The following is a 24,974-nucleotide window of genomic DNA, read 5'->3' as shown; positions in this document are numbered from 1 at the left end:
CCCCCTGGCCCGGAACCGCCCATGCCTCAGCCGCCCGCCGAACTGCTCGACCCGTTGCGCGCCCTGCTCGGCGACGCCCGCCTGAGCGCCACCGCCCTGCCGGGCAGCGACCTGCGCCTGTGGCTGCTCGATCCCGCCAACATGAACCGCGCCTTCGACGGCGAGGAGACCCGCCGCATCCTCGACGAACCGCCCTACTGGTGCTTCTGCTGGGCCAGCGGCCTGGCGCTGGCGCGCTGGCTGGCCGCACGCCCCGAATGGGTACGCGGCAAGCGCGTGCTGGACTTCGGCGCCGGCAGCGGCGTGGCCGGCATCGCCGCGGCCAGAGCCGGCGCCGCCGAGGTGGTGGCCTGCGATCTCGATCCGCTGGCGCTGGCCGCCTGCCGCGCCAACGCCGCCCTGAACGACGTGGCGCTGGGCTACTCGGCAGACTTCTTCGCCGAGGCCGACCGCTTCGACCTGATTCTGGTCGCCGACGTGCTCTACGACCGCGCCAACCTGCCGCTGCTCGACGCCTTCCTGTCGCGCGGCCGCGAGGCGCTGGTCGCCGACTCGCGGGTGCGCGACTTCCAGCACCCGCTCTACCGGCGCCTGGCGGTGCTGGACGCCTGCACGTTGCCGGATCTCGCCGAGCCCCACGAATTCCGCAAGGTCAGCCTCTATCACGCGCAGCGCCGCTGAACGGCAGGCAGGCCGCGCGCGACGGGACGATACTCAGGGGATGACCCTCCCGGGAGCGCCGCCATGCCGACCGACACCCTGCGCCTGTTCTTCGCCCTGCCCTGCCCACGCGAGCAGGCCGAAGCCATCTGCGCCTGGCGCGACGGCCTGGGCCTGGGCGGCAAGCCGGTGGCGGCCGACAACCTTCACCTGACCCTGACCTTCCTCGGCCAGCAGCCGCGCGCACGCCTGGAGGAACTGCAGCTGCTCGCCGCCGGCATCGAGGCGCCGCCCTTCGAGCTGCGCCTCGACCATCTCGGCGGCGGCCGCCTGGGCGTCCTGTGGCTGGAGCCGAGCCAGCTGCCGCCCGTGCTGCCGGCGCTGGCGGGCGAGCTGCAGCAGCGTCTGCGAGCCATCGGCATCGCGCTCGACCGGCGGCCGTTCCGCGCCCACCTGACCCTGGTGCGCCACGCCGGCGCGCGGCCGCGCGAGGCGCACCCCGATTTCGCCTGGACGGTCGAACGCTTCGCCCTCTATGCCTCGGAGCCCAGCGCCCGTGGCGTGCGCTACCGCGAACTGAGCAGCTGGCCCCTGGTGCCGGGCCTGCCGCCGCTGCCGCGTTTCCGCGCCGAGCCCAGCCCGCCGCGCTGACCTCGACCGAGGCGCCCGCACGCCCTTGCTTCCCGTCGCACGCGTCCCCACTTACCATGCATGCATTGTTCCCGCGCCTGCCCGCCAGGCCCCTCTTCGAGAGTCACGATGAGCGCAACCCCGTACATCTTCGACGTCACCACCACCAGCTTCGAACAGCTGGTGATCGAGAACTCCTTCCACAAGCCGGTGCTGGTGGACTTCTGGGCCGACTGGTGCTCGCCGTGCAAGGCGCTGATGCCGCTGCTGGCGAAGATCGCCGAGGGCTACCAGGGCGAACTGCTGCTGGCCAAGGTCAACTGCGACGTCGAGCAGGACATCGTCATGCGTTTCGGCATCCGCAGCCTGCCCACCGTGGTGCTGTTCAAGGATGGCCAGCCGGTCGACGGCTTCGCCGGCGCGCAGCCGGAGTCGGCGATCCGCGCCATGCTCCAGCCGCATGTCGCCGAACCGGCCGCGCCGCAGGCCGACCTGCTGGAAAGCGCCCGCGCCCAGTACGCGGCCGGGGAGATCGCCGCCGCCGAGCAACTGCTCCAGCAGCTGCTCACCGAGGACAACCAGAACGCCGCCGCGCTGATCCTCTATGCGCGCTGCCTGGCCGAGCGCGGCGCGCCGGACGAGGCGCAGGCGGTGCTGGATGCGGTGAAGGGCGACGAGCACAAGCAGGCGCTGGCCGGCGCCCGCGCCCAGCTGACCTTCCTGCGCCAGGTCGCCAGCCTGCCCGAGGTCGCCGAGCTGAAAACCCGCCTGGCCCAGGACGCCGCCGACGACGAGGCGGCCTACCAGTTGGCCATCCACCAGCTCTCCCGCCAGCAGTACGAGGTCGCCCTGGAGGGACTGCTGCGCCTGTTCATGCGCAATCGCGGCTACGCCGACGACCTGCCGCGCAAGACCCTGGTCCAGGTGTTCGACCTGCTCGGCAAGGAGCACCCCCTGGTGATCAACTACCGCCGCAAGCTGTACCAAGCGTTGTACTGAGTTCGCCTAGGCGTCCGCGCCGGTCCAGCGATAGACCGGCGCATCGCCGCCCCCCTGCACCTCCACGTGCGGGCAGTGGCGCAGGCGCACCAGCAGACGCTTGCCGGGTTCCTCGCCGCCGGCCAGGGCGCTCAGCTCGGCGAACAGTTGCGGACCCTCCATGCTGCCGGCACGGCGTAGCAACTCCTGCGCCAGCGCCCACAGGCGCTCGCCGCCCGTAGTGGCCGCCGCGGGCGTCGGTTCCAGTGGCGGCGCAGGTGCCCCGACTGCAGCAGGCGCCAGCCGCTCCGCCAGTAGCGCCCACTCCGCCGCCTCCAGCTCCACCGTCAGATCCACCGGCCAGTCGCCGATCCGTCCACGTATCCGCACCCTTTCACCCTCTCTGTGACTGGGCCCATGCTCCCATGCACCCGCATCGCCGCCAAGCCGATGCTCACCATCAGCGTCGACTCGTGGCTCGACACACCGCTGCGAAGAACCGTGCGGTCATGATGCCTGGCCCGCGCTTTTCCACCCTGATCCGCGCACCGATACACGCACGCTGCAAGTGGATATAAACCCTTGTCCTGGATCAATGCCGTGCCGGCTGTCCAAAGCGTTGGCCATTATTGTTGCGCTGGATCAACGCACGCATATCCACAGTTTACAAGTGGACATGCGGGACAACTCCCGCAGCTCCCGCGCCACTCCATAAGTCGTTGATTACATATGTAAACATTGACGCAATGGGCATTTCAGAGCGATATCCATTTGCGCTGGGTCAACAAAACGCCCATGCCTTTTCCTTTGCCTGACAACTCTTGAGCTGGATCAAAAAAAATTCGCGACCGCGCCCGGTAATATTCAACCCAAGCCAATACTTATTGATCGGAGTTCATCATGATTCGCAAAACTCTCAGCGCTTCCCTGCTGGCTCTGGCCGTAGCGGCACCCATGGCCAACGCCTTCGAAGCCGGCGACATTCTCGTTCGCGCCGGCGCCATTACCGTCGACCCGCACGAAGACAGCAGCGATATCTACGTCGGCGCCCTGTCCACCAGCGTGCCCGGCACCAAGGCCACTCTGGACAGCGACACCCAGCTGGGCCTGAACTTCGCCTACATGCTGACCAACAACGTCGGTATCGAGCTGCTGGCAGCCACTCCGTTCACCCATGATGTGGGCGTCAAAGGCTTCGGCGGTCCCTTCGCCGGCCTGAATGGCGATCTGGGCGAGCTCAAGCACCTGCCGCCGACCCTGAGCGTGGTCTACTACCCGCTGGACAGCCAGTCCGCCTTCCAGCCCTACGCCGGCCTGGGCATCAACTACACCTGGTTCTTCGACGACAAGCTGGACAGCTCGGCCGAAGCCAAAGGCTTCAGCGGCCTGGATGTGGACGACTCCTGGGGCCTGGCCGCCCAGGTGGGCATGGACTTCATGCTGAGCGACAACGTCCTGCTCAACGCCCAGGTGCGCTACATCGACATCGACACCGAAGCTACCACCTCCTTTGGCGGCGCAGATGTCAAAGTGGACGTGGACGTCGACCCGATGGTCTACATGGTCGGCCTCGGCTACAAGTTCTGATCGACCCGCAAACCCCAGCGGTAGGAACGCAAAAGGCACCGGAAGGTGCCTTTTGTCGTTTCAGAGGGGGTTACCCGAGCCGCGCGGAGGAAAGTTCTTCCGCCGACGCTCAGCAGGCTAGAAGACGCGCCAGGCCGTCGCGGATCGAGGTGGGTTCGGCGAAGGCGAAGTGGGCCAACAGGCGCCGATTGTCCGCCCGCGAGTGGCGGATGTCGCCCGCGCGGGCCGGGGCATGACTCACCGGCGGCAGACCACCGAGCAGCTCGCCGAGGCTCGCCAGCAGCTGGTTGAGACTGGTGGCGCGACCGAGCCCGACGTTCAACGCGCCCGCCACCGCCTGCGGCGCCTCCAGCGCCTGCACCAGCAGCGCCACCAGATCGGCGACGTAGACGAAGTCGCGGGTCTGTTCGCCGTCGCCGAACACGGTGATCGGCTGACCGGCGCGGGCCCGCTCGGCGAAGATGCTGATCACCCCCGAGTACGGCGAGGACGGATCCTGGCGCGGACCGAAGATGTTGAAGAAGCGGAACACCGCAGGCTCGAGGCCGTGCTGGCGGCGATAGAAGTCGAGGTAATGCTCGCTGGCCAGCTTGTCGACCGCGTAGGGGGTCAAGGGTGCCTTGATGGTGTCCTCGTCGATGGCCGTACCTTCGCCGTTCTGTCCGTACACCGCCGCGCTGGAGGCGAACAGCACCCGTCGCACGCCCTGCTCGCGCATGGCCTCGCACAGGCTCAGGGTGCCGATGAAGTTGCTACGGTGGGTGGCGACCGGGTCCTCCACCGAGGCCTGCACCGAGGCGACCGCGGCGAGATGGGCCACCGCCGTACAGCCGGTCAGCGCCCTGCGCACGACCGCCGGATCGGCGACGTCGCCCACCACCAGCTCCAGACGCGGATGGTCCAGCGCCAGATTGGCGCGCCGGCCGCTGGACAGGTTGTCCAGCACGCGCACGGCATGGCCGCGCGCCAGCAAGGCATCGGCCAGATGCGAGCCGATGAAACCGGCTCCGCCGGTCACCAGGATGCGCGACTCAGCCATGACGGTAGTAGCGGTCGAGCAAGGCCGGCAGAACGGCCCGCCAGGAGCGCGGCTTGATGCCGAAGGTGTTGAGGATCTTCTTGCAGGCGAGCACCGCATGCTGCGGCTCGTCCGGAGCATCCGGGCGTTCGGCGTGGGCTTGCGGGGTCACGTCCTGGGCGATCTCCTGACGATGACGGCGCGCCTCGGCGAGAGCGGCCTGGCCGAGGGCCAGGCTGGTGGTCGCCTCGATGCCGCCATAGTGATAGGTGCCCCACAGCGGCGCATTGCAGTCGAGCTGCTTGAGCACCGAGAGGATCACCCGCGCGGCATCGTCCACGGGGGTCGGATTGCCGCGCCGGTCATCGGCGAGGTACAGCGGTGCGCCGCTCTCGGCCCCCCGCAGCAGGCGGCCCAGGCGTCCGTCGGTGCTTTCGTCGAGCAGCCAGCCGAAGCGCAACAGGACATGGCGCGGGCAGTTCGCCCGCACATTCTGCTCGAAGCGCCACAGCGCCTGTCCGCGCAGGCTGAGCGGACTGACATCGTCCTTCTCGCTGTAGGCGGTGGTGCGCATGCCGTCGAACACCTTGTAGCTGGAGGGCTGCAGCAGGATCACGTCGTGGTGCAGGCACAGCTCGGCCAGACGGTCGATGGCGCGTTCCTGGACGAACAGCCGCTCTGCCTCGACCTGCTCGGCCTGGAACCAGTCGTGGTAGTACGCCAGGTTGACCAGCGCCTGCGGACGCTGCTCGTCCAGCAGGCTGGTCAGGCTGGCGGGATCCCAGCCTTGCGACGGGGGCACGGGGGCGAGGAACTCGATGTTCTCCTCCGCACCCTGGCGCAGTAGCGCCTGTCCAAGGGCATTACCGCCGCCCAGCAGCATCAGGCGCATGCGCATCGTGATGGACTACCTCGGCTCAGAACGGGATGTCGTCGTCGAAGCTGTCGTAGTCCGGCGCCGGCTGGGCGGCCGGCTGCTGCGGGGCCGGACGCGCCGGTGCCTGCTGCTGTTCGCGCGGCGCACGGGGCGCGCGCGGGGCGTCGTCGCCGGCATTGCCGCGGCCGCCAAGCAGCTGCATGGTGCCGTTCATGTCCACGACGATTTCGGTGGTATAGCGGTCCTGACCGGACTGGTCCTGCCACTTGCGGGTCTGCAGGCGGCCTTCGACGTAGACCTGGGAGCCCTTGCGCAGGTACTCGCCGGCGATCTCGGCGACCTTGCCGAAGAACACCACGCGGTGCCACTCGGTGCGCTCCTGCAACTGGCCGGTCTGCTTGTCCTTCCAGCTGTCGCTGGTGGCCAGGGTGATGTTGGTCACCGCATTGCCGTTGGGCAGGTAACGGGTTTCCGGGTCGCCACCGACGTTACCCACCAGAATGACTTTGTTAACCCCACGGGCCATGATTCTCTCCTCAGCTTCAGCACGCCGGCGCCGCGTTGATCAGGCGCTCGATGGACGTGCGATCCACTTGTTGGGCATCCAGCTTGATATAAAGGGCGGCCTCCTCGGCCACCACGACAGCATCGGCCACGCCGGGAACTGCCTTCAAACGCTCGACCAGTCCTGCTTCGCGCAGGGCTTCCGGAGACAGCGACAGGCGCAGACTGGTCACATACGGCGGTTCGCGCATAGTAGCAGCAAACCCCAGCCAGAGGGCAGCGAGCAGCGCACAGCCGAGGAACACCACGGTCACCCCGCCCTGCTCGAACAGCCAGCCGCCAAGCAGGCCGCCCAGTGCAGCGCCGAGGAACTGGCTGGTGGAATACACGCCCATCGCCGTGCCCTTGCCGCCGGCCGGCGCCATCTTGCTGATCAGCGACGGCAGCGAGGCTTCCAGCAGGTTGAAGGCGGTGAAGAACACCAGCGTGCCGATCACCAGTGCGGTCAGCCCGGTGCCGAGCTGCCAGAAGAACAACTCGCAGAGCAGCAGTACACTCACCGCGCCGACCAGCACGCGCTTCATCCGACGGCGCCGCTCGCCATAGATGATGAACGGGATCATCGCGAAGAAGCCGACCAGCAGGCCAACCAGATAGACCCACCAGTGCTCTTCCTTGGGCAGGCCGCCCCGCTCCACCAGCGCCAGCGGCAGGGCGACGAAGCTGGCCATGAGAATGGCGTGCAGCGCGGCGATGCCGAAGTCCAAGCGCAGCAATTCGGGATGGCGCAGGGTCGGCCACAATGCCTGACGCGCCACACCGGACTCGCGGTGCTGCAGGGCGTGCTGCGGCTTGGGCACCAGCACGGCGATGATCAGGATGCCCAGCAGGGCCATGCCGGCGGTGACCCAGAACAGTCCGGCGAGACCGAAGGCGCGGGTCAGCAGCGGGCCGATCACCATGGCGGCGGCGAACGACAGGCCGATGCTCATGCCGATCAGCGCCATGGCCTTGGTGCGGTGCTGCTCGCGGGTCAGGTCGGAAAGCAGTGCCATCACCGCCGCGGAGATGGCCCCGGCGCCCTGCAGCACGCGTCCGGCGATCACGCCCCAGATGGAGTCGGCATTCGCCGCCAGCGCCGCACCGGCGGCGAAGATCAACAGGCCGACGTAGATCACCGGCAGGCGGCCGATGCGGTCGGAGACGACGCCGAAGGGGATCTGCAGCACGGCCTGAGTCAGGCCGTAGGCGCCGATGGCCAGGCCGATCAGCAGCGGCGTGGCGCCGGCCAGGTCCTGACCGTAGGTCGCCAGCACCGGCAGCACCATGAACATGCCGAGCATGCGGAAGGCGAACACCGAAGCCAGACCGACAGCCGCGCGCTGCTCGGTCGGACTCATGCGTTCGGAGTGCGGATCGTGCATGACAACACCTCGAAAATCGGGGGCGCAATTCTAACAGCACAGCCCGCCCCGGCACAGGCGCGGCGCTTTGCCGCTCGGCCGAAGGCGGCCGTATACTCCGGGCTTTTCCGCCCGCCATGCGAGGCTGCAGTGGACCAGATCCTGATCCGTGGGGCGCGTACCCACAACCTGAAGAACGTCGACCTTACCCTGCCACGCGACAAGCTGATCGTGATCACCGGCCTGTCCGGCTCGGGCAAGTCGTCGCTGGCCTTCGATACCCTGTACGCCGAGGGTCAGCGCCGCTACGTGGAATCGCTGTCCGCCTATGCCAGGCAGTTTCTGTCGATGATGGAGAAGCCCGACGTCGATACCATCGAGGGTCTGTCGCCGGCGATCTCCATCGAGCAGAAATCCACCTCGCACAACCCGCGCTCCACGGTGGGCACCATCACCGAAATCTACGACTACCTGCGCCTGCTCTATGCCCGCGTCGGTACGCCGCGCTGCCCCGAGCACGACGTGCCGCTGGAAGCGCAGACCGTCAGCCAGATGGTCGACCAGGTGCTCGCCCTGGAGGAAGGCAGCAGGCTGATGCTGCTCGCCCCGGTGATCCGCGAACGCAAGGGCGAGCACCTGTCGGTGTTCGAGGAGCTGCGCGCCCAAGGCTTCGTGCGGGCGCGCGTCGACGGCCGCCTGTACGAGCTGGACGAACTGCCCAAGCTGGAAAAGCAAAAGAAGCACAGCATCGACGTGGTGGTCGACCGCTTCAAGGTGCGCGGCGACCTGCAGCAGCGCCTGGCCGAGTCGTTCGAGACCGCCCTCAAGCTGGCCGACGGCATTGCCCTGGTCGCGCCGTTGCCCGCCGACGACGACCAGGAGCAGGATGGCGGCGGCGCGGAGATCATCTTCTCGGCGCGCTTCGCCTGCCCGCACTGCGGCCACTCGATCGGCGAACTGGAGCCCAAGCTGTTCTCCTTCAACAACCCGGCCGGCGCCTGCCCGAGCTGCGACGGCCTGGGCGTCAAGCAATTCTTCGATCCACGCCGGCTGGTCAACGGCGGGCTGAGTCTCGCGGAGGGCGCGATCCGCGGCTGGGACCGACGCAACGTCTACTACTTCCAGATGCTCGGCTCGCTGGCCGCGCACTACGAGTTCAGCCTCGAGGCGCCGTTCGACGACCTGCCGGTGGCGGTGCAGAAGGTGCTGCTGCATGGCAGCGGCCGCGAGGCGGTGGAGTTCCGCTATCTCAACGACCGTGGCGACATCGTCAGGCGCGCCCACCCGTTCGAGGGCATCGTGCCCAATCTCGAGCGCCGCTATCGCGAGACGGAGTCGACCAGCGTGCGCGAGGAGCTGGCCAAGCTGCTCAGCACCCAGCCCTGCCCCGACTGCCGTGGCACTCGCCTGCGCCGCGAGGCACGCCACGTGTGGGTCGGCGACAAGACTCTGCCGGCGGTCACCGGCCTCCCCGTGGGCGAGGCCAGCGGCTATTTCGCGGGGCTCGCCCTGAGCGGGCGGCGCGGCGAGATCGCCGCGAAGATCCTCAAGGAGATCCGCGAACGCCTGCAGTTTCTGGTTAACGTCGGTCTCGACTACCTGACCCTCGACCGCAGCGCCGACACCCTGTCCGGCGGCGAGGCGCAGCGCATCCGCCTGGCCAGCCAGATCGGCGCCGGCCTGGTCGGCGTCATGTACATTCTCGACGAGCCATCCATCGGCCTGCACCAGCGCGACAACGAGCGCCTGCTGGCCACCCTCACCCACCTGCGCAACCTCGGCAACACGGTGATCGTGGTCGAGCACGACGAGGACGCCATCCGTCTGGCCGACTACGTGGTCGACATCGGTCCCGGCGCCGGCGTGCATGGCGGCCAGATCGTCGCCCAGGGCAGCCCGGCCGAGGTGATGGCGCATCCCGACTCGCTGACCGGCAAGTACCTGTCCGGACGGGTGAAGATCGCCGTGCCGGAGCGCCGCACGCCGCGCGACGCGCACAAGCTGTTGCGCCTGAATGGCGCGCGCGGCAACAACCTGCGCGGCGTCGACCTGGAGCTCCCGCTCGGCCTGATGACCTGCGTCACCGGGGTATCCGGTTCGGGCAAGTCGACACTGATCAACAACACCCTGTTCCCGCTGGCCGCCAGCGCGCTGAACGGCGCCGAATCGCTCGAGGCCGCGCCCCACGCCGGCCTCGACGGCCTGCAGCACCTCGACAAGGTGGTCGACATCGACCAGAGCCCGATCGGCCGCACGCCGCGCTCCAACCCGGCCACCTACACAGGACTGTTCACGCCGATCCGCGAGCTGTTCGCCGGCGTGCCGGAGTCGCGCTCGCGCGGCTACGGCCCCGGACGCTTCTCCTTCAACGTCAAGGGAGGACGCTGCGAAGCCTGCCAGGGCGACGGGGTGATCAAGGTGGAGATGCACTTCCTGCCCGACATCTACGTGCCCTGCGACGTCTGCAAGGGCAAGCGTTACAACCGCGAGACCCTCGAGGTGAAGTACAAGGGCAGGAATATCCACGAGGTGCTGGAGATGACCATCGAGGAGGCCCGCGCCTTCTTCGACCCGGTGCCGGCGGTAGCGCGCAAGCTGCAGACGCTGATCGACGTCGGCCTCGCCTATATCAAGCTGGGGCAGAGCGCCACCACCCTGTCCGGCGGCGAGGCTCAGCGGGTCAAGCTGTCCCGCGAACTGTCCAAGCGCGACACCGGCAAGACCCTGTACATCCTCGACGAGCCGACCACCGGCCTGCACTTCGCCGATATCCAGCAGTTGCTCGATGTGCTGCATCGCCTGCGAGACCACGGCAACACCGTGGTGGTCATCGAACACAACCTGGACGTGATCAAGACGGCCGACTGGCTGGTCGACCTCGGCCCCGAGGGTGGTTCGCGCGGCGGACAGATCATCGCTACCGGGACACCGGAACAGGTGGCCGCCATGACGCAATCGCACACCGGGCGCTTCCTCGGGCCGCTGCTGGAGCGCGACAGGGCCTGACTCACCCGCCAGGGAGGCACCTGGCGGTGGGAAGTCCCGCCTCGCGACGACGGAATACGCGGGCGGCGTTCCGGGCGTGGATCCGCTCGGAGAACTTCCGCAGGTCGCGAACGAAAAATGTTTTCGTTGCCCGAGCGCCTCGATCAACTCCCAGGCGCCTGCAGCGGCAGCGCATCACGCGGGCCGGCAGCGACAACGCGTAGGACGGCACCTACGAGCAAGGGAAAGGCTCATATCGCCCTCGCAAAGCGTCGAATTGATCGATCAAAAGCGATCGATTGGTGACGTCCTATCGAAAAACTGCAGGCAACAAAAAACCGGGCACTAGGCCCGGTTTCTTGTGAATCACCCGATCTTACTCGGCAGCTGCTTCCACAGCACCGGCGACCGGACGGTCAACCAGCTCGACGTACGCCATGGGGGCGTTGTCGCCAGCGCGGAAACCGCACTTGAGGATGCGCAGGTAGCCGCCCGGACGGTTGGCGTAACGCTTGCCCAGCTCGTTGAACAGCTTGCCGACAGCAGCCTTGGAACGGGTGCGGTCGAAAGCCAGACGACGGTTGGCGACGCTGTCTTCCTTGGCCAGGGTGATCAGCGGCTCGGCAACGCGACGCAGCTCTTTCGCCTTGGGCAGGGTGGTCTTGATCAGCTCGTGTTCGAACAGCGACACCGCCATGTTCTGGAACATGGCATTGCGGTGGGCGCTGGTGCGGCTCAGGTGACGGCCACTTTTACGATGACGCATGATTGAAATTCCTTACCAAACCTTGAGTTCGGTTATCAGGGACGATCAGGCAGTCGCCTTGTCATCCTTCTTAAGACTTGCCGGCGGCCAGTTGTCGAGGCGCATGCCGAGGGAAAGACCGCGGGAAGCCAGAACGTCCTTGATCTCGGTCAGGGACTTCTTGCCCAGGTTCGGCGTCTTGAGCAGCTCTACTTCGGTGCGCTGAATCAGGTCACCGATGTAGTAGATGTTCTCTGCCTTCAGGCAGTTGGCCGAACGCACGGTCAGTTCCAGATCGTCGACGGGGCGCAGCAGGATCGGATCGATCTCGTCTTCCTGCTCTTCCACCACCGGAGCGCTGTCACCCTTGAGGTCGACGAACGCGGCCAGCTGCTGCTGCAGGATGGTCGCGGCACGACGGATGGCCTCTTCGGGATCCAGGGTACCGTTGGTTTCCAGGTCGAGTACCAGCTTGTCCAGGTTGGTACGCTGCTCGACACGCGCGCTTTCGACCACGTAAGCCAGACGGCGGACCGGGCTGAACGAGGCGTCGAGCTGGAGGCGGCCGATCGAACGGCTCTCGTCCTCGTCGCTCTGGCGGGCGTCGGCGGGCTCGTAGCCACGGCCGCGCGCCACTTTCAGACGCATGTTCAGGGCGCCGTTGTCCGCCAGGTGGGCGATGACGTGGTCACCATTGACGATCTCGACATCGTGATCCAGCTGAATATCGGCAGCGGTCACCGCACCCGGCCCCTTCTTCGCCAGGGTCAGCGTCACTTCATCGCGGCCGTGCAGCTTGATGGCCAGGCCTTTCAGGTTGAGCAGGATTTCGATGACGTCTTCCTGAACACCTTCGATGGCGCTGTACTCGTGGAGCACGCCATCGATTTCAGCCTCAACCACTGCGCAGCCAGGCATGGAGGACAACAGGATGCGGCGCAGCGCGTTGCCCAGGGTGTGACCAAAACCGCGCTCGAGAGGCTCGAGCGTGATCTTGGCGCGGGTCGGGCTGACCACCTGAACGTCGATATGACGGGGGGTCAGAAACTCATTTACCGAACTCTGCATGGATGCACCTATTTTCTAGCTCTTACTTGGAGTAGAGCTCGACAATCAGGTTTTCGTTGATGTCAGCGGACAGGTCGCTGCGAGCCGGCACGCTCTTGAACACGCCGGACTTCTTCTCGGCATCAACTTCCACCCACTCAACGCGGCCACGCTGGGCGCACAGCTCCAGAGCCTGGGCGATACGCAGCTGGTTCTTGGCCTTCTCGCGGACAGCGACGACGTCGCCAGCCTTGACTTGGTAAGACGGGATGTTGACGGTCTGACCGTTGACGGTGATGGCCTTGTGCGAAACCAGCTGACGGGACTCGGCACGAGTAGCGCCAAAGCCCATACGGTAGATTACGTTGTCCAGGCGGCACTCGAGCAGCTGCAGCAGGTTCTCGCCAGTGGAGCCCTTGCGACGGCTGGCTTCCTTGTAGTAACCGCTGAACTGACGCTCCAGCACGCCGTAAATGCGGCGAACCTTCTGCTTCTCACGCAGCTGGGTGCCGTATTCGGACAGACGACCACGGCGCTGGCCATGGATACCCGGAGCGGATTCGATGTTGCACTTGGATTCCAGAGCGCGAGCGCCGCTCTTCAGGAACAGGTCAGTGCCTTCGCGACGGGACAGTTTGCATTTCGGACCAATGTAACGAGCCATTCTTCACTGTCTCCTATTACACGCGACGCTTCTTCGGCGGACGGCACCCGTTGTGCGGGATCGGCGTCACGTCGGTGATGCTGGCAATCTTGTAACCGCAGGCGTTCAGGGCACGCACAGCGGACTCACGACCCGGACCCGGACCCTTGACGTTCACGTCGAGGTTCTTCAGGCCGTACTCCAGAGCGGCCTGACCGGCGCGCTCGGCCGCCACCTGGGCAGCGAACGGAGTGCTCTTACGCGAGCCGCGGAAACCGGAACCACCGGAGGTCGCCCAGGACAGCGCGTTGCCCTGACGATCAGTGATGGTCACGATGGTATTGTTGAAGGACGCGTGGATGTGGGCGATGCCATCAACCACCGTCTTTTTGACTTTCTTACGAGGACGAGCAGCAGGTTTTGCCATGACTATATTCCTGTCGATTCGCGGATGCGATTACTTGCGGATCGGCTTGCGCGGACCCTTGCGGGTACGGGCGTTGGTCTTGGTGCGCTGACCATGAACCGGCAGGCCGCGACGATGACGCAGGCCACGGTAGCAGCCGAGGTCCATCAGGCGCTTGATGTTCATGTTGATTTCGCGGCGCAGGTCACCCTCGGTGGTGAGCTTGGCAACTTCGCCACGCAGCTGCTCGATCTGCTCGTCGGACAGATCCTTGATTTTCGCGGCCGGATTGACACCGGTAGCGGCGCAGATGCTCTGCGCGGTAGTGCGACCAACACCATAGATGTAGGTCAGCGAGATAACAGTGTGTTTGTTATCCGGAATGTTGACGCCTGCAATACGGGCCATTCAGAAAAACTCCAATTGACAGCTATCCGCGCCCCGGAAGCCAAGAAAAGGGCGAGGATATTAACGCTGTAATAACAAATAATCAACCCGGCAGCGCACTAGCTGCCGGGCTGGCTCGCAGATCACACTCAGCCTTGGCGCTGCTTGTGACGCGGTTCCACGCTGCAGATCACGCGGACGACGCCGTCGCGACGCACGATCTTGCAGTTGCGGCACAGCTTCTTGACCGATGCACGAACTTTCATCAGTTACTCCTCGAACCTTACGGGCTTCAGCGCAGCATGCCGCCGCCGTAGCTCTTCAGGTTGGCTTTCTTCATCAGGGAATCGTACTGGTGCGAAACGAGGTGCGATTGTACTTGGGACATGAAGTCCATCACAACGACCACAACGATCAGCAACGAGGTCCCGCCAAGGTAGAACGGCACGTTGGCAGCCACCACCAGGAACTGCGGCAGCAGGCACACGGCCGTCATGTACAGAGCACCGAACATGGTCAAGCGGGTCAGCACGCCATCGATATAACGCGCGGACTGCTCGCCGGGACGGATACCCGGAATGAATGCACCGGACTTCTTCAGGTTTTCCGCCACATCCTTCGGATTGAACATCAATGCCGTGTAGAAGAAGCAGAAGAAGATGATCCCTGCACTAAACAGCAGAATGTTCAAGGGCTGCCCGGGAGCGATGGCCTGGGCGACGTCCTGCATCCAGCTCATGCCCTCACCCTGACCGAACCAGGCACCCAGAGAGGCCGGGAACAGCAGGATGCTGCTGGCAAAGATCGCCGGAATCACGCCGGCCATGTTCACCTTCAGCGGCAGGTGACTGGTCTGCGCCGCGAAGACCTTGCGGCCCTGCTGACGCTTGGCGTAGTGCACCGCAATGCGGCGCTGGCCACGCTCGATGAACACCACGAAGCCGATAATGGCGACCGCCAGCAGAGCGACGGCGATCAGAGCGAAGATGTTGATATCGCCCTGGCGCGCGGACTCGAAGGATTGCCCGATGGCGGCCGGCAGGCCGGCGACAATACCGGAGAAGATCAGCATCGAGATGCCGTTGCCGACGCCCCGCTCGGTGATCTGCTCGCCCAGCCACATCATGAACAGCGCACCAGCCACGAAGGTGGTCACCGCCAGGAAATAGAAGCTGAAGCCGGTGCTGAACGCCACACCCTGACCGGCCAAGCCAACGGACATGCCGGTGGCCTGGACCAGCGCCAGGATGACGGTGCCATAGCGGGTGTACTGGCTGATCTTGCGACGACCAGCCTCACCTTCCTTCTTCAACTGCTCCAGCTGCGGACTGATCGCGGTCATGAGCTGCATGATGATCGATGCCGAGATGTACGGCATGATCCCCAGCGCAAAGATGCTCATGCGCTCCAGCGCGCCGCCGGAAAACATGTTGAACAGGCTAAGAATGGTCCCCTCGTTCTGCCGGAACAGCTCGGCCAGCCGGTCAGGATTGATACCGGGCACCGGGATGTGCGCGCCGATCCGATAGACGATGATCGCCATGAACAGGAAACGCAAACGAGCCCAGAGCTCGGACAGTCCGCCATTGCTGAGCGCGGAGAGAGCACCTTGCTTAGCCATTTAGTCCTCGATTTTGCCGCCAGCTGCTTCGATGGCTGCACGTGCACCTTTGGTGACGGCAATGCCCTTCAGGGTGACCGCACGGGCAACCTCGCCGGACAGCATGACTTTGACGCGCTGTACGTGCTGGTTGACCAGGTTGGCATCCTTCAGCGACTGCAGAGTCACGACATCGCCTTCCACCTTGGCCAGCTCGGAAGTGCGGATTTCCGCACGATCCATGGCCTTCAGGGAGGTGAAGCCGAACTTCGGCAGACGGCGGTGCAGCGGCTGTTGGCCGCCCTCGAAGCCGGGAGCAATCTTGCCACCGGTACGCGAGGTCTGACCCTTGTGGCCGCGGCCACCGGTCTTGCCCAGGCCGCTACCGATGCCACGACCCGGACGATGCTTTTCGCGACGGGCACCCGGCGCGGAACGCAGATCGTTAAGTTGCATGGATTAACCCTCCACACGCAGCAGGTAGTAGGCCTTGTTGATCATCCCGCGGTTTTCGGGAGTATCCAGGACCTCTACGGTGTGGTTGATGCGACGCAGGCCGAGACCCTTGACGCACGCCTTGTGGTTGGCCAGACGGCCGTTCACGCTCTTGATCAGCGTGACCTTGATCTTGGCATTCGACATGATCAGAGAATCTCCTCGACGCTCTTGCCACGCTTGGCCGCCACGGAGTCCGGAGACTGCATGCTCTTCAGACCCTTGAAGGTGGCGTACACCACGTTCACCGGGTTGGTCGAGCCGTAGCACTTGGCCAGAACGTTGTGCACACCGGCCACTTCCAGAACGGCACGCATGGCGCCGCCGGCGATGACACCGGTACCCTCGGAAGCCGGCTGCATGTACACCTTGGAGGCGCCATGGGCGGACTTGATCGGGTACTGCAGGGTGGTACCGTTCAGGTCCACCTGGATCATGTTGCGGCGTGCAGCTTCCATCGCCTTCTGGATGGCAGCCGGCACTTCGCGGGATTTGCCGCGACCGAAACCGACACGGCCCTTGCCGTCACCCACCACGGTCAGCGCGGTGAAGGTGAAGATACGGCCGCCCTTGACGGTCTTGGCAACGCGGTTAACCTGAACCAGCTTCTCGATGTAGCCTTCGTCGCGCTTCTGCTCGTTGTTCGCCATGTCTTAGAACTCCAGCCCGCCTTCACGAGCAGCATCGGCCAGTGCTTTCACACGACCGTGGTACTTGAAGCCAGAACGGTCGAATGCGACCTGGGTGACACCAGCGGCTTTCGCGCGCTCGGCCACCAGCAGGCCAACCTTCTTGGCTGCTTCGACGTTGCCGGTGGCAGTGCCACGCAGCTCTTTGTCCAGAGTCGAGGCGCTGGCCAGGACCTTGCCGCCGTCGGCCGAAATGACCTGGGCGTACATGTGCTGGGAAGAGCGGTACACGCAAAGGCGTACGGCCTCCAGCTCGCGCATCTTCAGGCGTGCCTGGCGAGCGCGACGCAGACGGATAACTTTCTTGTCGCTCATTTGCTATGCCCTACTTCTTCTTGGCTTCTTTACGACGGACTACTTCGTCAGCGTAACGGACGCCTTTGCCTTTGTACGGCTCCGGACGACGGAAATCGCGGATCTCAGCAGCCACCTGGCCGACCACTTGCTTGTCGATGCCCTTGATCAGGATATCGGTCTGGCTCGGGGTCTCGGCAGTGATGCCTTCCGGCAGCTCATACTCAACCGGATGGGAGAAGCCAAGGGCCAGCGACAGAACACTGCCTTTGGCCTGGGCGCGGTAACCGACGCCGACCAGCTGGAGCTTGCGCTCGAAGCCCTGGCTGACGCCCACTACCATGTTGTTGACCAGGGCACGAGTGGTACCGGCCATGGCGCGAGTCTGCTGATCGCCATTGCGGGCTGCGAAACGCAGCTCGGCGCCGTCCTGGATCACCTCCACGGACGGATGCACTTTCAGCTCCAGAGTGCCCTTGGCACCCTTGATGGACAGCTGCTGACCGGCCAGCTTGACTTCGACGCCGGCGGGCAGGCTGATGGGGTTCTTAGCAACGCGAGACATGCTGTTCCCCCTTAGAACACGGTGCAGAGCACTTCGCCGCCGACACCGGCAGCGCGCGCAGCGCGGTCAGTCATCACACCTTTGTTGGTGGAGACGATGGACACGCCGAGGCCGCCACGAACTTTCGGCAACTGCTCGACACCCTTGTACTGGCGCAGACCGGGACGGCTGACGCGCTTGAGCTCTTCGATGACCGGCTTGCCTTCGAAGTACTTGAGCTCGATGGACAGCTGCTGCTTGACTTCGCCGCTGACCTGGAAATCCGCGATGTAGCCTTCGTCCTTCAGAACTTTGGCGACTGCTGCCTTCAGCTTGGAAGACGGCATGGTTACCACAGTCTTCTCAGCCATCTGGGCATTACGGATACGAGTTAGCATGTCCGCTAACGGGTCCTGCATACTCATGGGCTTGATGCTCCTGAAACAAAAAAAGCCTTTCGGCCGTATGTGCCCGCGCCTGAACAAATGCCAGGCTCGGGCGAGCCGGATATTCTAGAGACTGGCCAGAAACGAATCAAGCCCCAAAAGGGGCTTGATTCGTTGACGCGGGTCCCGGGCTGACCCGGGACCGACATCTTACCAGCTGGCCTTGACCAGACCCGGTACATCACCACGCATGGCGGCTTCACGCAGCTTGTTACGGCTCAGGCCGAACTTGCGGTAGAAGCCGTGCGGGCGACCAGTGATGCGGCAGCGGTTGCGCAGGCGGCTCGGCGATGCATCGCGCGGCTGCTTTTGCAGGGCTACCAGGGCTTCCCAGCGCTGCTCCGGAGTGGAGTTCGGGCTGGCAATGACAGCTTTCAGCTCGGCACGCTTTTTAGCGTACTTCGCCACCGTTTGCTGACGCTTCAGCTCACGGTTCTTCATGCTCGTTTTGGCCATTTTCCGACTCCAATCAGTTGCGGAACGGGAATTTGAAGGCGCGCAGCAGGGCGCGGCCTTCATCATCGGTACGGGCGGTGGTGGTCAGGGTGATGTCCATACCACGCAGCGCATCGATCTTGTCGTAATCGATTTCCGGGAAGATGATCTGCTCTTTCACGCCCATGCTGTAGTTGCCGCGGCCGTCGAAGGACTTGGCATTCAGGCCGCGGAAGTCACGCACGCGCGGCAGGGAGATGGTGATCAGACGATCCAGGAACTCGTACATGCGATCGCCACGCAGGGTCACCTTGATACCGATCGGCCAGCCTTCACGGACTTTGAAGCCCGCAACCGACTTGCGCGCCATGGTGACCACCGGCTTCTGGCCGGCGATCTTTTCCATGTCGGCCAGGGCATTCTCGATGACTTTCTTGTCACCGATCGCTTCGCCCACGCCCATGTTCAGGGTGATTTTGGTGATGCGCGGAATTTCCATCACGTTGCTCAGCTTCAGGTCTTCCTTCAGCTTGGGAGCGATTTCGTTCCGATAAATCTCTTTCAATCGTGCCATGGTGATTTACCTATGATTCTCAAGCGCCAACCGGCTTCTGGGTGGACTTGAAGACACGAATTTTCTTGCCGTCTTCGACCTTGAAACCAACGCGGTCAGCCTTGTTGGTTTCGCCGTTGAAGATCGCAACGTTGGAAACGTGCAGCGGCGCTTCTTTCTCGACGATACCGCCTTGAACGCCCAGCATCGGGTTCGGCTTGGTATGGCGCTTGACGAGGTTGATACCACCTACGACCAGACGGTCGTCGGCCAGCACCTTCAGCACCTTGCCACGCTTGCCCTTATCCTTGCCGGCGATGACGATGACTTCGTCGTCACGACGAATCTTTTGCATGACGGCTACTCCTTAGAGTACTTCGGGGGCCAGGGAGACGATCTTCATGAACTTCTCACCACGAAGTTCACGGGTCACCGGGCCAAAGATACGGGTGCCGATGGGCTCCTGCTTGTTGTTCAGCAGGACCGCGGCGTTGCCATCGAAGCGGATGATCGAGCCATCCGGACGACGCACACCGTGGCGGGTGCGAACGACCACAGCGCTCATCACCTGGCCTTTTTTCACCTTGCCGCGCGGAATCGCTTCCTTCACGGTCACCTTGATGATGTCGCCAATGCCGGCGTAGCGACGATGCGAGCCACCAAGGACCTTGATGCACATAACGCGACGAGCACCGCTGTTGTCGGCGACGTCGAGCATGGATTGAGTCTGAATCATATCTTTCTCCGACCCTTAGTCCTTAGACTTCCACGGCACGTTCGACGATTTCCACCAGGGTCCAGGCCTTGGTCTTGGCCAGCGGACGAGTCTCGCGGATGGTGACGAGGTCACCCATGCGGCACTGGTTGGTTTCGTCGTGGGCGTGCAGCTTGGTCGAACGCTTCACGTATTTACCGTAGATCGGGTGCTTTACGCGGCGCTCGATCAGGACGGTGATGGTCTTGTCCATTTTGTCGCTGACGACTTTGCCGGTCAGCGTGCGGACGGTGTTCTGAGCTTCAGCCATGATTACTTACCTGCTTGCTGGTTGAGCACAGTTTTCACGCGAGCGATGTCGCGCTTCACTTGCGAGAGCAGGTGAGACTGCCCCAACTGGCCAGTTGCCTTCTGCATGCGCAGATTGAACTGGTCGCGCAGCAGGCCGAGCAGTTGCTCGTTCAGCTGCTCAACGGATTTTTCACGAAGTTCGTTCGCTTTCATCACATCACCGTCCGCTTAACAAAGGTGGTCTCGAGCGGCAGCTTTGCAGCAGCCAGCGCGAACGCCTCGCGAGCCAGCTCTTCGGAAACACCCTCGATCTCGTACAGGACCTTGCCCGGCTGGATCAGGGCAACCCAGTACTCGACGCCACCCTTACCTTTACCCATACGAACTTCCAGGGGCTTCTTGGTAACGGGCTTGTCCGGGAACACGCGGATCCAGATCTTGCCGCCACGCTTGACGTGACGAGTGAGAGCACGACGGGCAGCTTCGATCTGACGAGCAGTCAGACGGCCACGGCTGACGGACTTCAGCGCGAACTCGCCGAAGCTGACCTTGCTACCGCGGTGAGCCAGACCACGGTTGTGGCCGGTCATCTGCTTGCGGAATTTTGTACGCTTGGGTTGCAGCATGTTGCGTACTCCTCTTACTTAGCAGCTTTTTTGCGAGGCGCAGGTGCTGCCGGCTTGAGCTCTTCGTGCTGGCCACCAATGACCTCGCCCTTGAAGATCCAAACCTTCACACCGATCACACCGTAGGTGGTGTGCGCTTCGTAGGTGTTGTAGTCGATGTCTGCGCGCAGGGTGTGCAGGGGCACACGACCTTCGCGGTACCATTCGGTACGTGCGATTTCCGCACCACCCAGACGACCGCTCACCTGGATCTTGATGCCTTTGGCACCAATGCGCATGGCGTTCTGTACGGCGCGCTTCATGGCGCGACGGAACATCACGCGACGCTCCAGCTGCTGAGCCACGCTCTGTGCAACCAGCATGGCGTCGAGTTCCGGCTTGCGGATCTCTTCGATGTTGATGTGCACCGGCACACCCATCTGCTTGGTCAGGTCCTGACGCAGCTTCTCGACATCCTCACCTTTCTTGCCGATCACGATACCGGGACGGGCGGTGTGGATGGTGATGCGGGCAGTCTGAGCCGGACGAGCGATGTCGATACGGCTCACGGACGCGCTTTTTAGTTTGTCTTGGAGGTATTCACGAACCTGCAGGTCCGCGAACAGGTAGTCGGCATAGGTGCGCTTGTCAGCGTACCAGACCGAGGTGTGCTCCTTGACGATGCCCAGGCGAATGCCAGTGGGATGTACTTTCTGACCCATCTGATCGACTCCGTTACTTGTCCGCAACCTTGACAGTGATATGGCAAGACCGCTTGACGATGCGATCAGCACGGCCCTTGGCGCGCGGCATGATGCGCTTCAGCGAGCGCCCTTCGTTGACGAAAACGGTGGAGACCTTCAGGTCGTCCACGTCTGCGCCCTCATTGTGCTCGGCGTTGGCGACAGCCGACTCCAGCACCTTCTTGACGATGGCGGCGGCTTTCTTGCTGCTGAATGCCAGCAGATTGAGCGCTTCACCCACCTTCTTCCCGCGGATCTGGTCGGCGACCAAGCGGGCTTTCTGGGCGGAGATGCGAGCGCCCGACAACTTAGCGGCTACTTCCATTTCCTTACCCCTTAACGCTTGGCTTTCTTGTCCGCAGCATGCCCGCGATAGGTGCGGGTAGCAGCGAACTCGCCGAGTTTGTGGCCGACCATGTCTTCGTTCACCAGAACCGGGACATGTTGACGACCGTTATGCACGGCGATGGTCAGACCGACCATCTGCGGCAGAATCATCGAACGACGCGACCAGGTTTTGATCGGCTTACGGTCGTTCTTTTCCACCGCCACTTCGACCTTCTTGATGAGGTGAAGATCGATAAACGGACCTTTTTTCAGAGAACGCGGCACTGTCGTATCCCTCTACGTTACTTGCGGCGACGGACAATCATGTTGTCGGTGCGCTTGTTGGAACGGGTCTTCGCGCCCTTGGTCGGGAAGCCCCACGGCGATACCGGATGACGGCCACCGGAGGTACGACCTTCACCACCACCATGCGGGTGGTCAACCGGGTTCATGGCGGCACCACGAACGGTCGGACGGATACCTTTCCAGCGCTTGGCACCGGCCTTGCCCAGCGAACGCAGGCTGTGCTCGGAGTTCGAGACTTCGCCCAGGGTCGCACGGCACTCGGCCAGGACTTTGCGCATCTCGCCGGAGCGCAGACGCAGAGTCACGTAGGCACCTTCACGAGCGACCAGCTGCACGGAGGCACCGGCGGAACGCGCGATCTGAGCACCCTTGCCCGGCTTCAGCTCGATACCATGAATGGTGGAACCGACCGGGATGTTGCGCAGCGGCAGGCTGTTGCCGGCCTTGATCGGCGCATGGGCACCGGAGATCAGCTGGTCGCCAGCGCTCACGCCTTTCGGCGCGATGATGTAACGACGCTCGCCGTCTGCGTACTTCAGCAGGGCGATGTGGGCAGTACGGTTCGGATCGTATTCCACGCGCTCAACGATGGCAGGAATGCCATCCTTGTCACGACGGAAGTCGACCAGACGATAGTGCTGCTTGTGACCACCGCCGATGTGGCGGGTGGTGATGCGGCCGTTGTTGTTACGACCGCCAGTCTTGCTCTTCTTCTCGACCAGCGGAGCGTACGGAGCGCCCTTGTGCAGGTCGGCATTGACTACCTTGACCACGAAGCGACGGCCAGCGGAAGTCGGCTTGCATTTAACGATTGCCATGATGCACTCCTACCTTACTCAGCGGCGCCGCTGGTGAAATCGAGATCCTGGCCCGGCTGGAGGGCGATGTACGCCTTTTTCCAGTCGTTGCGCTTGCCGAAGCCACGCGCAGTGCGCTTGGTCTTGCCCTTGACGTTCAGGGTGCTGACGCGCTCGACCTTGACACCGAACAGGGTTTCGACGGCCTTTTTGATTTCCAGCTTGGTTGCGTCGGTAGCAACCTTGAAAACGAACTGGCTCTTGCCATCGGCAAGGGTCGTGGCCTTCTCGGAGATGTGCGGGCCAACCAGCACTTTGAATACGCGTTCCTGGTTCATCCCAGCAGCTCCTCGAATTTCTTCACGGCGGACACGGTGACCAGCACCTTGTCGTAGGCGATCAGGCTGACGGGGTCGGAGCCCTGTGCATCACGTACGTCGACGTGCGGCAGGTTACGCGCTGCCAGGTACAGGTTTTCATCGACCGCCTCGGTCACGATCAGCACGTCGTTCAGACCCAGACCGCCCAGCTTGCTCACCAGAGCCTTGGTCTTCGGCGCCTCGACGGCGAAGTCCTCGACAACGATCAGACGCTCCTGACGCACCAGCTCGCTCAGGATCGAGCGCAGGGCGGCACGGTACATCTTCTTGTTGAGCTTCTGGGAGTGATCCTGCGGCTTGGCCGCGAAGGTCACACCACCCGAACGCCAGATCGGGCTACGGCTGGAGCCGGCACGGGCACGGCCCGAACCCTTCTGACGCCACGGCTTCTTGCCGCCGCCACGCACTTCGGCGCGGGTCAGCTGGGCACGGGAACCCTGACGGCCACCAGCCATGTAGGCAACAACTGCCTGGTGCACCAGGGTCTCGTTGAACTCGCCACCAAAGGTACGCTCGGAGACTTCGATCGCCTGCGCACCGTTCACATTCAGTTGCATCTCTCGAATCTCCCCTTAAGCCTTGGCAGCCGGACGCACGATCACGTCACCACCAGTGGCACCCGGGACAGCGCCCTTGACCAGCAGCAGATTGCGCTCGGCATCGACACGAACAACTTCCAGGGACTGTACGGTCACGCGCTCGGCGCCCAGATGACCGGACATCTTCTTGCCCTTGAACACTCGACCAGGAGTCTGGCACTGGCCGATGGAACCCGGAGCACGGTGGGAAACGGAGTTGCCGTGGGTGTTGTCCTGACCGCGGAAGTTCCAGCGCTTGATGGTACCGGCGTAGCCTTTACCCTTGGACTGACCGGTCACATCGACCAGCTGACCTGCCTGGAACTGCTCAACGGTGAGCTGATCGCCAGCCTGGAACTCGCCGTCTTCAAGACGGAACTCCAGAACAGCACGACCGGCAGCAACATTGGCCTTGGCGAAGTGACCGGCCTGGGCCTTGGTCACACGGGAGGCGCGACGCTCGCCGACAGTCACCTGCACGGCGCGATAGCCATCGCTCTCTTCGCTTTTGAACTGGGTGACGCGATTCGGCTCGACCTCGATGACCGTAACCGGAATAGAGACACCATCTTCGGTGAAAATGCGGGTCATGCCGCACTTACGACCGACTACACCAATAGTCATGTCTTAAACCTCTTGAGTGTACGGGGCTTTCACCCGCTATGGCCGCCCATTTCAGAGCGTTACACGACTGAAATCCGGGGATGGATTTCAGCCGAGGCTGATCTGTACTTCGACGCCAGCAGCAAGGTCGAGCTTCATCAGCGCATCGACGGTCTTGTCGGTCGGCTGAACGATGTCGAGCACACGCTTGTGGGTACGAATTTCGTACTGATCACGCGCATCCTTGTTGACGTGCGGAGAAATCAGCACGGTGAACCGCTCCTTGCGGGTCGGCAGGGGGATCGGACCACGGACCTGAGCACCAGTACGTTTCGCGGTTTCCACGATTTCCTGGGTAGATTGATCGATCAGGCGGTGGTCAAAAGCCTTCAACCGAATACGGATTTGTTGGTTTTGCATTTTGACCTCAGACTCTATGCTATTCCCACCAGACGGAATACGCCCGGTAAAAGGAGGCGCAATTGTACGGATGCCCCCCTAGGGTGTCAACAAATGAGCAGAAACGAGAAAGCCCCCGCATTAGGCGGGGGCTTTCTCGCTTACAGACCGTCGATTACTCGATGATCTTGGCAACCACGCCGGCGCCGACGGTACGGCCACCTTCGCGGATGGCGAAGCGCAGGCCGTCTTCCATGGCGATCGGGGCGATCAGGGTGACGGTCATCTTGACGTTGTCACCCGG

39 protein-coding genes are annotated in these 24,974 nt (G+C 63.6%); 5 read left to right on the top strand and 34 right to left on the bottom strand.

Annotation, left to right across the window (positions count from 1 at the left end; all coding sequences use genetic code 11):
* Positions 1–21: 21 nt before the first annotated feature.
* The 3 genes from LMJ29_RS20435 (at position 22) to trxA (ending at position 2,289) form a co-directional block, all read left to right on the top strand.
* Complete coding sequence (locus tag LMJ29_RS20435) at positions 22–681, top strand: class I SAM-dependent methyltransferase (RefSeq protein ID WP_229607370.1); 660 nt, start codon at positions 22–24, stop codon at positions 679–681.
* Between the two features lie 63 nt (positions 682–744).
* Positions 745–1,311, top strand: coding sequence for an RNA 2',3'-cyclic phosphodiesterase (thpR, locus tag LMJ29_RS20430; protein ID WP_229607369.1), 567 nt, complete (start codon positions 745–747; stop codon positions 1,309–1,311).
* Positions 1,312–1,419: 108 nt separating this feature from the next.
* Positions 1,420–2,289 (top strand): thioredoxin, encoded by an 870-nt coding sequence (gene trxA, locus LMJ29_RS20425; RefSeq protein ID WP_229607368.1) that lies wholly within the window; start codon positions 1,420–1,422, stop codon positions 2,287–2,289.
* Between the two features lie 6 nt (positions 2,290–2,295).
* Here the strand turns inward: trxA and LMJ29_RS20420 are convergent, their stop codons facing one another.
* A complete protein-coding gene (locus tag LMJ29_RS20420) occupies positions 2,296–2,658 on the bottom strand; it encodes a hypothetical protein (RefSeq protein WP_229607367.1) in 363 nt (120 codons plus the stop codon).
* A gap of 510 nt (positions 2,659–3,168) precedes the next feature.
* On the opposite strand from LMJ29_RS20420, the gene LMJ29_RS20415 reads away from it, so the two are divergent.
* Entirely contained in the window at positions 3,169–3,855 is a 687-nt protein-coding gene (locus LMJ29_RS20415; protein ID WP_229607366.1) for an OmpW/AlkL family protein, read from the top strand.
* Between the two features lie 109 nt (positions 3,856–3,964).
* Here LMJ29_RS20415 and LMJ29_RS20410 read toward each other — a convergent pair whose 3' ends face one another.
* From LMJ29_RS20410 to LMJ29_RS20395, 4 genes are read right to left on the bottom strand one after another with little or no spacing between them, the layout of a single operon-like run.
* The gene (locus tag LMJ29_RS20410; RefSeq protein WP_229607365.1) at positions 3,965–4,894 is read right to left on the bottom strand and encodes an NAD-dependent epimerase/dehydratase family protein; all 930 of its coding nucleotides are present in this window, start codon (positions 4,892–4,894) and stop codon (positions 3,965–3,967) included.
* Complete coding sequence (locus LMJ29_RS20405; protein ID WP_229607364.1) at positions 4,887–5,771, bottom strand: sugar nucleotide-binding protein; 885 nt, start codon at positions 5,769–5,771, stop codon at positions 4,887–4,889. Before LMJ29_RS20405 ends, LMJ29_RS20410 begins: the two co-directional genes overlap by 8 nt.
* A gap of 19 nt (positions 5,772–5,790) precedes the next feature.
* Entirely contained in the window at positions 5,791–6,276 is a 486-nt protein-coding gene (locus LMJ29_RS20400) for a single-stranded DNA-binding protein (RefSeq protein WP_229607363.1), read from the bottom strand.
* 16 nt (positions 6,277–6,292) lie between these two features.
* Entirely contained in the window at positions 6,293–7,678 is a 1,386-nt protein-coding gene (locus LMJ29_RS20395; protein WP_229607362.1) for an MFS transporter, read from the bottom strand.
* A gap of 129 nt (positions 7,679–7,807) precedes the next feature.
* Between LMJ29_RS20395 and uvrA the strand changes: the two genes are divergently transcribed.
* Entirely contained in the window at positions 7,808–10,663 is a 2,856-nt protein-coding gene (uvrA, locus tag LMJ29_RS20390; protein ID WP_229607361.1) for an excinuclease ABC subunit UvrA, read from the top strand.
* A gap of 355 nt (positions 10,664–11,018) precedes the next feature.
* On the opposite strand, the gene rplQ is transcribed toward uvrA, so the two are convergent.
* The 29 genes from rplQ to LMJ29_RS20245 form a co-directional block, all read right to left on the bottom strand.
* Complete coding sequence (gene rplQ, locus LMJ29_RS20385; RefSeq protein WP_090350156.1) at positions 11,019–11,408, bottom strand: 50S ribosomal protein L17; 390 nt, start codon at positions 11,406–11,408, stop codon at positions 11,019–11,021.
* Positions 11,409–11,453: 45 nt separating this feature from the next.
* The gene (locus LMJ29_RS20380) at positions 11,454–12,455 is read right to left on the bottom strand and encodes a DNA-directed RNA polymerase subunit alpha (RefSeq protein ID WP_229607360.1); all 1,002 of its coding nucleotides are present in this window, start codon (positions 12,453–12,455) and stop codon (positions 11,454–11,456) included.
* 22 nt (positions 12,456–12,477) lie between these two features.
* Positions 12,478–13,098 (bottom strand): 30S ribosomal protein S4, encoded by a 621-nt coding sequence (rpsD, locus tag LMJ29_RS20375; protein WP_229607359.1) that lies wholly within the window; start codon positions 13,096–13,098, stop codon positions 12,478–12,480.
* A gap of 16 nt (positions 13,099–13,114) precedes the next feature.
* Positions 13,115–13,504 carry a 30S ribosomal protein S11 gene (gene rpsK / locus LMJ29_RS20370; RefSeq protein ID WP_003093689.1) on the bottom strand — a complete coding sequence of 130 codons (390 nt, stop codon included), beginning with the start codon at positions 13,502–13,504 and terminating at the stop codon, positions 13,115–13,117.
* Between the two features lie 30 nt (positions 13,505–13,534).
* Positions 13,535–13,891 carry a 30S ribosomal protein S13 gene (gene rpsM, locus LMJ29_RS20365; protein WP_090213056.1) on the bottom strand — a complete coding sequence of 119 codons (357 nt, stop codon included), beginning with the start codon at positions 13,889–13,891 and terminating at the stop codon, positions 13,535–13,537.
* Positions 13,892–14,019: 128 nt separating this feature from the next.
* Entirely contained in the window at positions 14,020–14,136 is a 117-nt protein-coding gene (rpmJ, locus tag LMJ29_RS20360; RefSeq protein ID WP_229607358.1) for a 50S ribosomal protein L36, read from the bottom strand.
* Positions 14,137–14,162: 26 nt separating this feature from the next.
* Complete coding sequence (gene secY / locus LMJ29_RS20355; protein WP_229607357.1) at positions 14,163–15,491, bottom strand: preprotein translocase subunit SecY; 1,329 nt, start codon at positions 15,489–15,491, stop codon at positions 14,163–14,165.
* On the bottom strand, positions 15,492–15,926 hold the full coding sequence (gene rplO / locus LMJ29_RS20350) for a 50S ribosomal protein L15 (RefSeq protein ID WP_229607356.1): 435 nt from the start codon (positions 15,924–15,926) through the stop codon (positions 15,492–15,494).
* A 3-nt stretch (positions 15,927–15,929) separates the two neighbouring features.
* Entirely contained in the window at positions 15,930–16,112 is a 183-nt protein-coding gene (gene rpmD, locus LMJ29_RS20345; protein ID WP_090213051.1) for a 50S ribosomal protein L30, read from the bottom strand.
* Positions 16,113–16,114: 2 nt separating this feature from the next.
* Positions 16,115–16,615, bottom strand: coding sequence for a 30S ribosomal protein S5 (gene rpsE, locus LMJ29_RS20340; RefSeq protein ID WP_136491008.1), 501 nt, complete (start codon positions 16,613–16,615; stop codon positions 16,115–16,117).
* A 3-nt stretch (positions 16,616–16,618) separates the two neighbouring features.
* Positions 16,619–16,969 carry a 50S ribosomal protein L18 gene (rplR, locus tag LMJ29_RS20335; protein ID WP_229607355.1) on the bottom strand — a complete coding sequence of 117 codons (351 nt, stop codon included), beginning with the start codon at positions 16,967–16,969 and terminating at the stop codon, positions 16,619–16,621.
* Positions 16,970–16,979: 10 nt separating this feature from the next.
* Positions 16,980–17,513 (bottom strand): 50S ribosomal protein L6, encoded by a 534-nt coding sequence (rplF, locus tag LMJ29_RS20330; protein ID WP_229607354.1) that lies wholly within the window; start codon positions 17,511–17,513, stop codon positions 16,980–16,982.
* Positions 17,514–17,524: 11 nt separating this feature from the next.
* Positions 17,525–17,917 carry a 30S ribosomal protein S8 gene (rpsH, locus tag LMJ29_RS20325; RefSeq protein ID WP_229607353.1) on the bottom strand — a complete coding sequence of 131 codons (393 nt, stop codon included), beginning with the start codon at positions 17,915–17,917 and terminating at the stop codon, positions 17,525–17,527.
* Between the two features lie 171 nt (positions 17,918–18,088).
* Positions 18,089–18,394, bottom strand: a complete 306-nt coding sequence (gene rpsN, locus LMJ29_RS20320; protein WP_229607352.1) for a 30S ribosomal protein S14 — start codon at positions 18,392–18,394, stop codon at positions 18,089–18,091.
* A 13-nt stretch (positions 18,395–18,407) separates the two neighbouring features.
* Positions 18,408–18,947 carry a 50S ribosomal protein L5 gene (gene rplE / locus LMJ29_RS20315; RefSeq protein ID WP_229607351.1) on the bottom strand — a complete coding sequence of 180 codons (540 nt, stop codon included), beginning with the start codon at positions 18,945–18,947 and terminating at the stop codon, positions 18,408–18,410.
* A 19-nt stretch (positions 18,948–18,966) separates the two neighbouring features.
* Positions 18,967–19,281, bottom strand: coding sequence for a 50S ribosomal protein L24 (rplX, locus tag LMJ29_RS20310; RefSeq protein WP_229607350.1), 315 nt, complete (start codon positions 19,279–19,281; stop codon positions 18,967–18,969).
* A 12-nt stretch (positions 19,282–19,293) separates the two neighbouring features.
* Positions 19,294–19,662 (bottom strand): 50S ribosomal protein L14, encoded by a 369-nt coding sequence (gene rplN, locus LMJ29_RS20305; protein ID WP_090350193.1) that lies wholly within the window; start codon positions 19,660–19,662, stop codon positions 19,294–19,296.
* A gap of 22 nt (positions 19,663–19,684) precedes the next feature.
* The gene (gene rpsQ / locus LMJ29_RS20300) at positions 19,685–19,951 is read right to left on the bottom strand and encodes a 30S ribosomal protein S17 (RefSeq protein WP_229607349.1); all 267 of its coding nucleotides are present in this window, start codon (positions 19,949–19,951) and stop codon (positions 19,685–19,687) included.
* 2 nt (positions 19,952–19,953) lie between these two features.
* Positions 19,954–20,145, bottom strand: a complete 192-nt coding sequence (gene rpmC / locus LMJ29_RS20295) for a 50S ribosomal protein L29 (protein ID WP_003093720.1) — start codon at positions 20,143–20,145, stop codon at positions 19,954–19,956.
* Positions 20,145–20,558 carry a 50S ribosomal protein L16 gene (rplP, locus tag LMJ29_RS20290; protein ID WP_229607348.1) on the bottom strand — a complete coding sequence of 138 codons (414 nt, stop codon included), beginning with the start codon at positions 20,556–20,558 and terminating at the stop codon, positions 20,145–20,147. The genes rpmC and rplP overlap by 1 nt, the downstream gene beginning before the upstream one ends.
* A 14-nt stretch (positions 20,559–20,572) precedes the next feature.
* Complete coding sequence (gene rpsC / locus LMJ29_RS20285) at positions 20,573–21,259, bottom strand: 30S ribosomal protein S3 (protein WP_229607347.1); 687 nt, start codon at positions 21,257–21,259, stop codon at positions 20,573–20,575.
* Positions 21,260–21,272: 13 nt separating this feature from the next.
* Entirely contained in the window at positions 21,273–21,605 is a 333-nt protein-coding gene (gene rplV / locus LMJ29_RS20280; RefSeq protein ID WP_090350203.1) for a 50S ribosomal protein L22, read from the bottom strand.
* 11 nt (positions 21,606–21,616) lie between these two features.
* Positions 21,617–21,892 carry a 30S ribosomal protein S19 gene (gene rpsS / locus LMJ29_RS20275; RefSeq protein WP_229607346.1) on the bottom strand — a complete coding sequence of 92 codons (276 nt, stop codon included), beginning with the start codon at positions 21,890–21,892 and terminating at the stop codon, positions 21,617–21,619.
* A 17-nt stretch (positions 21,893–21,909) separates the two neighbouring features.
* Complete coding sequence (gene rplB / locus LMJ29_RS20270; protein WP_229607345.1) at positions 21,910–22,731, bottom strand: 50S ribosomal protein L2; 822 nt, start codon at positions 22,729–22,731, stop codon at positions 21,910–21,912.
* A 14-nt stretch (positions 22,732–22,745) separates the two neighbouring features.
* A complete protein-coding gene (gene rplW / locus LMJ29_RS20265; protein WP_229607344.1) occupies positions 22,746–23,048 on the bottom strand; it encodes a 50S ribosomal protein L23 in 303 nt (100 codons plus the stop codon).
* On the bottom strand, positions 23,045–23,647 hold the full coding sequence (gene rplD, locus LMJ29_RS20260; RefSeq protein ID WP_229607343.1) for a 50S ribosomal protein L4: 603 nt from the start codon (positions 23,645–23,647) through the stop codon (positions 23,045–23,047). The genes rplW and rplD overlap by 4 nt, the downstream gene beginning before the upstream one ends.
* Positions 23,648–23,662: 15 nt before the next feature.
* The gene (gene rplC, locus LMJ29_RS20255; protein WP_229607342.1) at positions 23,663–24,292 is read right to left on the bottom strand and encodes a 50S ribosomal protein L3; all 630 of its coding nucleotides are present in this window, start codon (positions 24,290–24,292) and stop codon (positions 23,663–23,665) included.
* Positions 24,293–24,379: 87 nt separating this feature from the next.
* On the bottom strand, positions 24,380–24,691 hold the full coding sequence (rpsJ, locus tag LMJ29_RS20250; protein WP_003103876.1) for a 30S ribosomal protein S10: 312 nt from the start codon (positions 24,689–24,691) through the stop codon (positions 24,380–24,382).
* 154 nt (positions 24,692–24,845) lie between these two features.
* Positions 24,846–24,974, bottom strand: a 129-nt coding sequence (locus LMJ29_RS20245) for an EF-Tu C-terminal domain-related protein (protein ID WP_454824036.1), incomplete at its 5' end; no start/stop codon positions are given.

Origin of the sequence: Pseudomonas oryzagri (assembly GCF_020831405.1) — a bacterium.
Lineage (GTDB): Bacteria > Pseudomonadota > Gammaproteobacteria > Pseudomonadales > Pseudomonadaceae > Geopseudomonas > Geopseudomonas oryzagri.
This window is presented reverse-complemented; position numbering and strand designations above follow the sequence as displayed.

What these genes read in the sequence shown, in the direction of transcription:
- rpsQ (WP_229607349.1), bottom strand. Translation starts at nt 19,951, where the DNA reads ATGGCTGAAGCTCAGAACACCGTCCGCACGCTGACCGGCAAAGTCGTC.
- rpsN (WP_229607352.1), bottom strand. Translation starts at nt 18,394, where the DNA reads ATGGCCAAAACGAGCATGAAGAACCGTGAGCTGAAGCGTCAGCAAACG.
- rpmD (WP_090213051.1), bottom strand. Translation starts at nt 16,112, where the DNA reads ATGTCGAATGCCAAGATCAAGGTCACGCTGATCAAGAGCGTGAACGGC.
- LMJ29_RS20410 (WP_229607365.1), bottom strand. Translation starts at nt 4,894, where the DNA reads ATGGCTGAGTCGCGCATCCTGGTGACCGGCGGAGCCGGTTTCATCGGC.
- rplO (WP_229607356.1), bottom strand. Translation starts at nt 15,926, where the DNA reads ATGCAACTTAACGATCTGCGTTCCGCGCCGGGTGCCCGTCGCGAAAAG.
- rplQ (WP_090350156.1), bottom strand. Translation starts at nt 11,408, where the DNA reads ATGCGTCATCGTAAAAGTGGCCGTCACCTGAGCCGCACCAGCGCCCAC.
- rplV (WP_090350203.1), bottom strand. Translation starts at nt 21,605, where the DNA reads ATGGAAGTAGCCGCTAAGTTGTCGGGCGCTCGCATCTCCGCCCAGAAA.
- secY (WP_229607357.1), bottom strand. Translation starts at nt 15,491, where the DNA reads ATGGCTAAGCAAGGTGCTCTCTCCGCGCTCAGCAATGGCGGACTGTCC.
- LMJ29_RS20395 (WP_229607362.1), bottom strand. Translation starts at nt 7,678, where the DNA reads ATGCACGATCCGCACTCCGAACGCATGAGTCCGACCGAGCAGCGCGCG.
- thpR (WP_229607369.1), top strand. Translation starts at nt 745, where the DNA reads ATGCCGACCGACACCCTGCGCCTGTTCTTCGCCCTGCCCTGCCCACGC.
- rplF (WP_229607354.1), bottom strand. Translation starts at nt 17,513, where the DNA reads ATGTCTCGCGTTGCTAAGAACCCCATCAGCCTGCCCGCCGGCGTCGAA.
- trxA (WP_229607368.1), top strand. Translation starts at nt 1,420, where the DNA reads ATGAGCGCAACCCCGTACATCTTCGACGTCACCACCACCAGCTTCGAA.
- rplB (WP_229607345.1), bottom strand. Translation starts at nt 22,731, where the DNA reads ATGGCAATCGTTAAATGCAAGCCGACTTCCGCTGGCCGTCGCTTCGTG.
- rplD (WP_229607343.1), bottom strand. Translation starts at nt 23,647, where the DNA reads ATGCAACTGAATGTGAACGGTGCGCAGGCGATCGAAGTCTCCGAGCGT.
- LMJ29_RS20400 (WP_229607363.1), bottom strand. Translation starts at nt 6,276, where the DNA reads ATGGCCCGTGGGGTTAACAAAGTCATTCTGGTGGGTAACGTCGGTGGC.
- rpsJ (WP_003103876.1), bottom strand. Translation starts at nt 24,691, where the DNA reads ATGCAAAACCAACAAATCCGTATTCGGTTGAAGGCTTTTGACCACCGC.
- rpsC (WP_229607347.1), bottom strand. Translation starts at nt 21,259, where the DNA reads ATGGGTCAGAAAGTACATCCCACTGGCATTCGCCTGGGCATCGTCAAG.
- LMJ29_RS20380 (WP_229607360.1), bottom strand. Translation starts at nt 12,455, where the DNA reads ATGCAGAGTTCGGTAAATGAGTTTCTGACCCCCCGTCATATCGACGTT.
- rpmJ (WP_229607358.1), bottom strand. Translation starts at nt 14,136, where the DNA reads ATGAAAGTTCGTGCATCGGTCAAGAAGCTGTGCCGCAACTGCAAGATC.
- LMJ29_RS20435 (WP_229607370.1), top strand. Translation starts at nt 22, where the DNA reads ATGCCTCAGCCGCCCGCCGAACTGCTCGACCCGTTGCGCGCCCTGCTC.
- LMJ29_RS20405 (WP_229607364.1), bottom strand. Translation starts at nt 5,771, where the DNA reads ATGCGCATGCGCCTGATGCTGCTGGGCGGCGGTAATGCCCTTGGACAG.
- rplE (WP_229607351.1), bottom strand. Translation starts at nt 18,947, where the DNA reads ATGGCACGATTGAAAGAGATTTATCGGAACGAAATCGCTCCCAAGCTG.
- rpsE (WP_136491008.1), bottom strand. Translation starts at nt 16,615, where the DNA reads ATGGCGAACAACGAGCAGAAGCGCGACGAAGGCTACATCGAGAAGCTG.
- rplC (WP_229607342.1), bottom strand. Translation starts at nt 24,292, where the DNA reads ATGACTATTGGTGTAGTCGGTCGTAAGTGCGGCATGACCCGCATTTTC.
- rpsH (WP_229607353.1), bottom strand. Translation starts at nt 17,917, where the DNA reads ATGAGTATGCAGGACCCGTTAGCGGACATGCTAACTCGTATCCGTAAT.
- LMJ29_RS20415 (WP_229607366.1), top strand. Translation starts at nt 3,169, where the DNA reads ATGATTCGCAAAACTCTCAGCGCTTCCCTGCTGGCTCTGGCCGTAGCG.
- rplN (WP_090350193.1), bottom strand. Translation starts at nt 19,662, where the DNA reads ATGATTCAGACTCAATCCATGCTCGACGTCGCCGACAACAGCGGTGCT.
- rpsM (WP_090213056.1), bottom strand. Translation starts at nt 13,891, where the DNA reads ATGGCCCGTATTGCAGGCGTCAACATTCCGGATAACAAACACACTGTT.
- rpsK (WP_003093689.1), bottom strand. Translation starts at nt 13,504, where the DNA reads ATGGCAAAACCTGCTGCTCGTCCTCGTAAGAAAGTCAAAAAGACGGTG.
- rplP (WP_229607348.1), bottom strand. Translation starts at nt 20,558, where the DNA reads ATGCTGCAACCCAAGCGTACAAAATTCCGCAAGCAGATGACCGGCCAC.
- rplX (WP_229607350.1), bottom strand. Translation starts at nt 19,281, where the DNA reads ATGCAAAAGATTCGTCGTGACGACGAAGTCATCGTCATCGCCGGCAAG.
- rpmC (WP_003093720.1), bottom strand. Translation starts at nt 20,145, where the DNA reads ATGAAAGCGAACGAACTTCGTGAAAAATCCGTTGAGCAGCTGAACGAG.
- rplW (WP_229607344.1), bottom strand. Translation starts at nt 23,048, where the DNA reads ATGAACCAGGAACGCGTATTCAAAGTGCTGGTTGGCCCGCACATCTCC.
- rplR (WP_229607355.1), bottom strand. Translation starts at nt 16,969, where the DNA reads ATGAGCGACAAGAAAGTTATCCGTCTGCGTCGCGCTCGCCAGGCACGC.
- rpsD (WP_229607359.1), bottom strand. Translation starts at nt 13,098, where the DNA reads ATGGCTCGTTACATTGGTCCGAAATGCAAACTGTCCCGTCGCGAAGGC.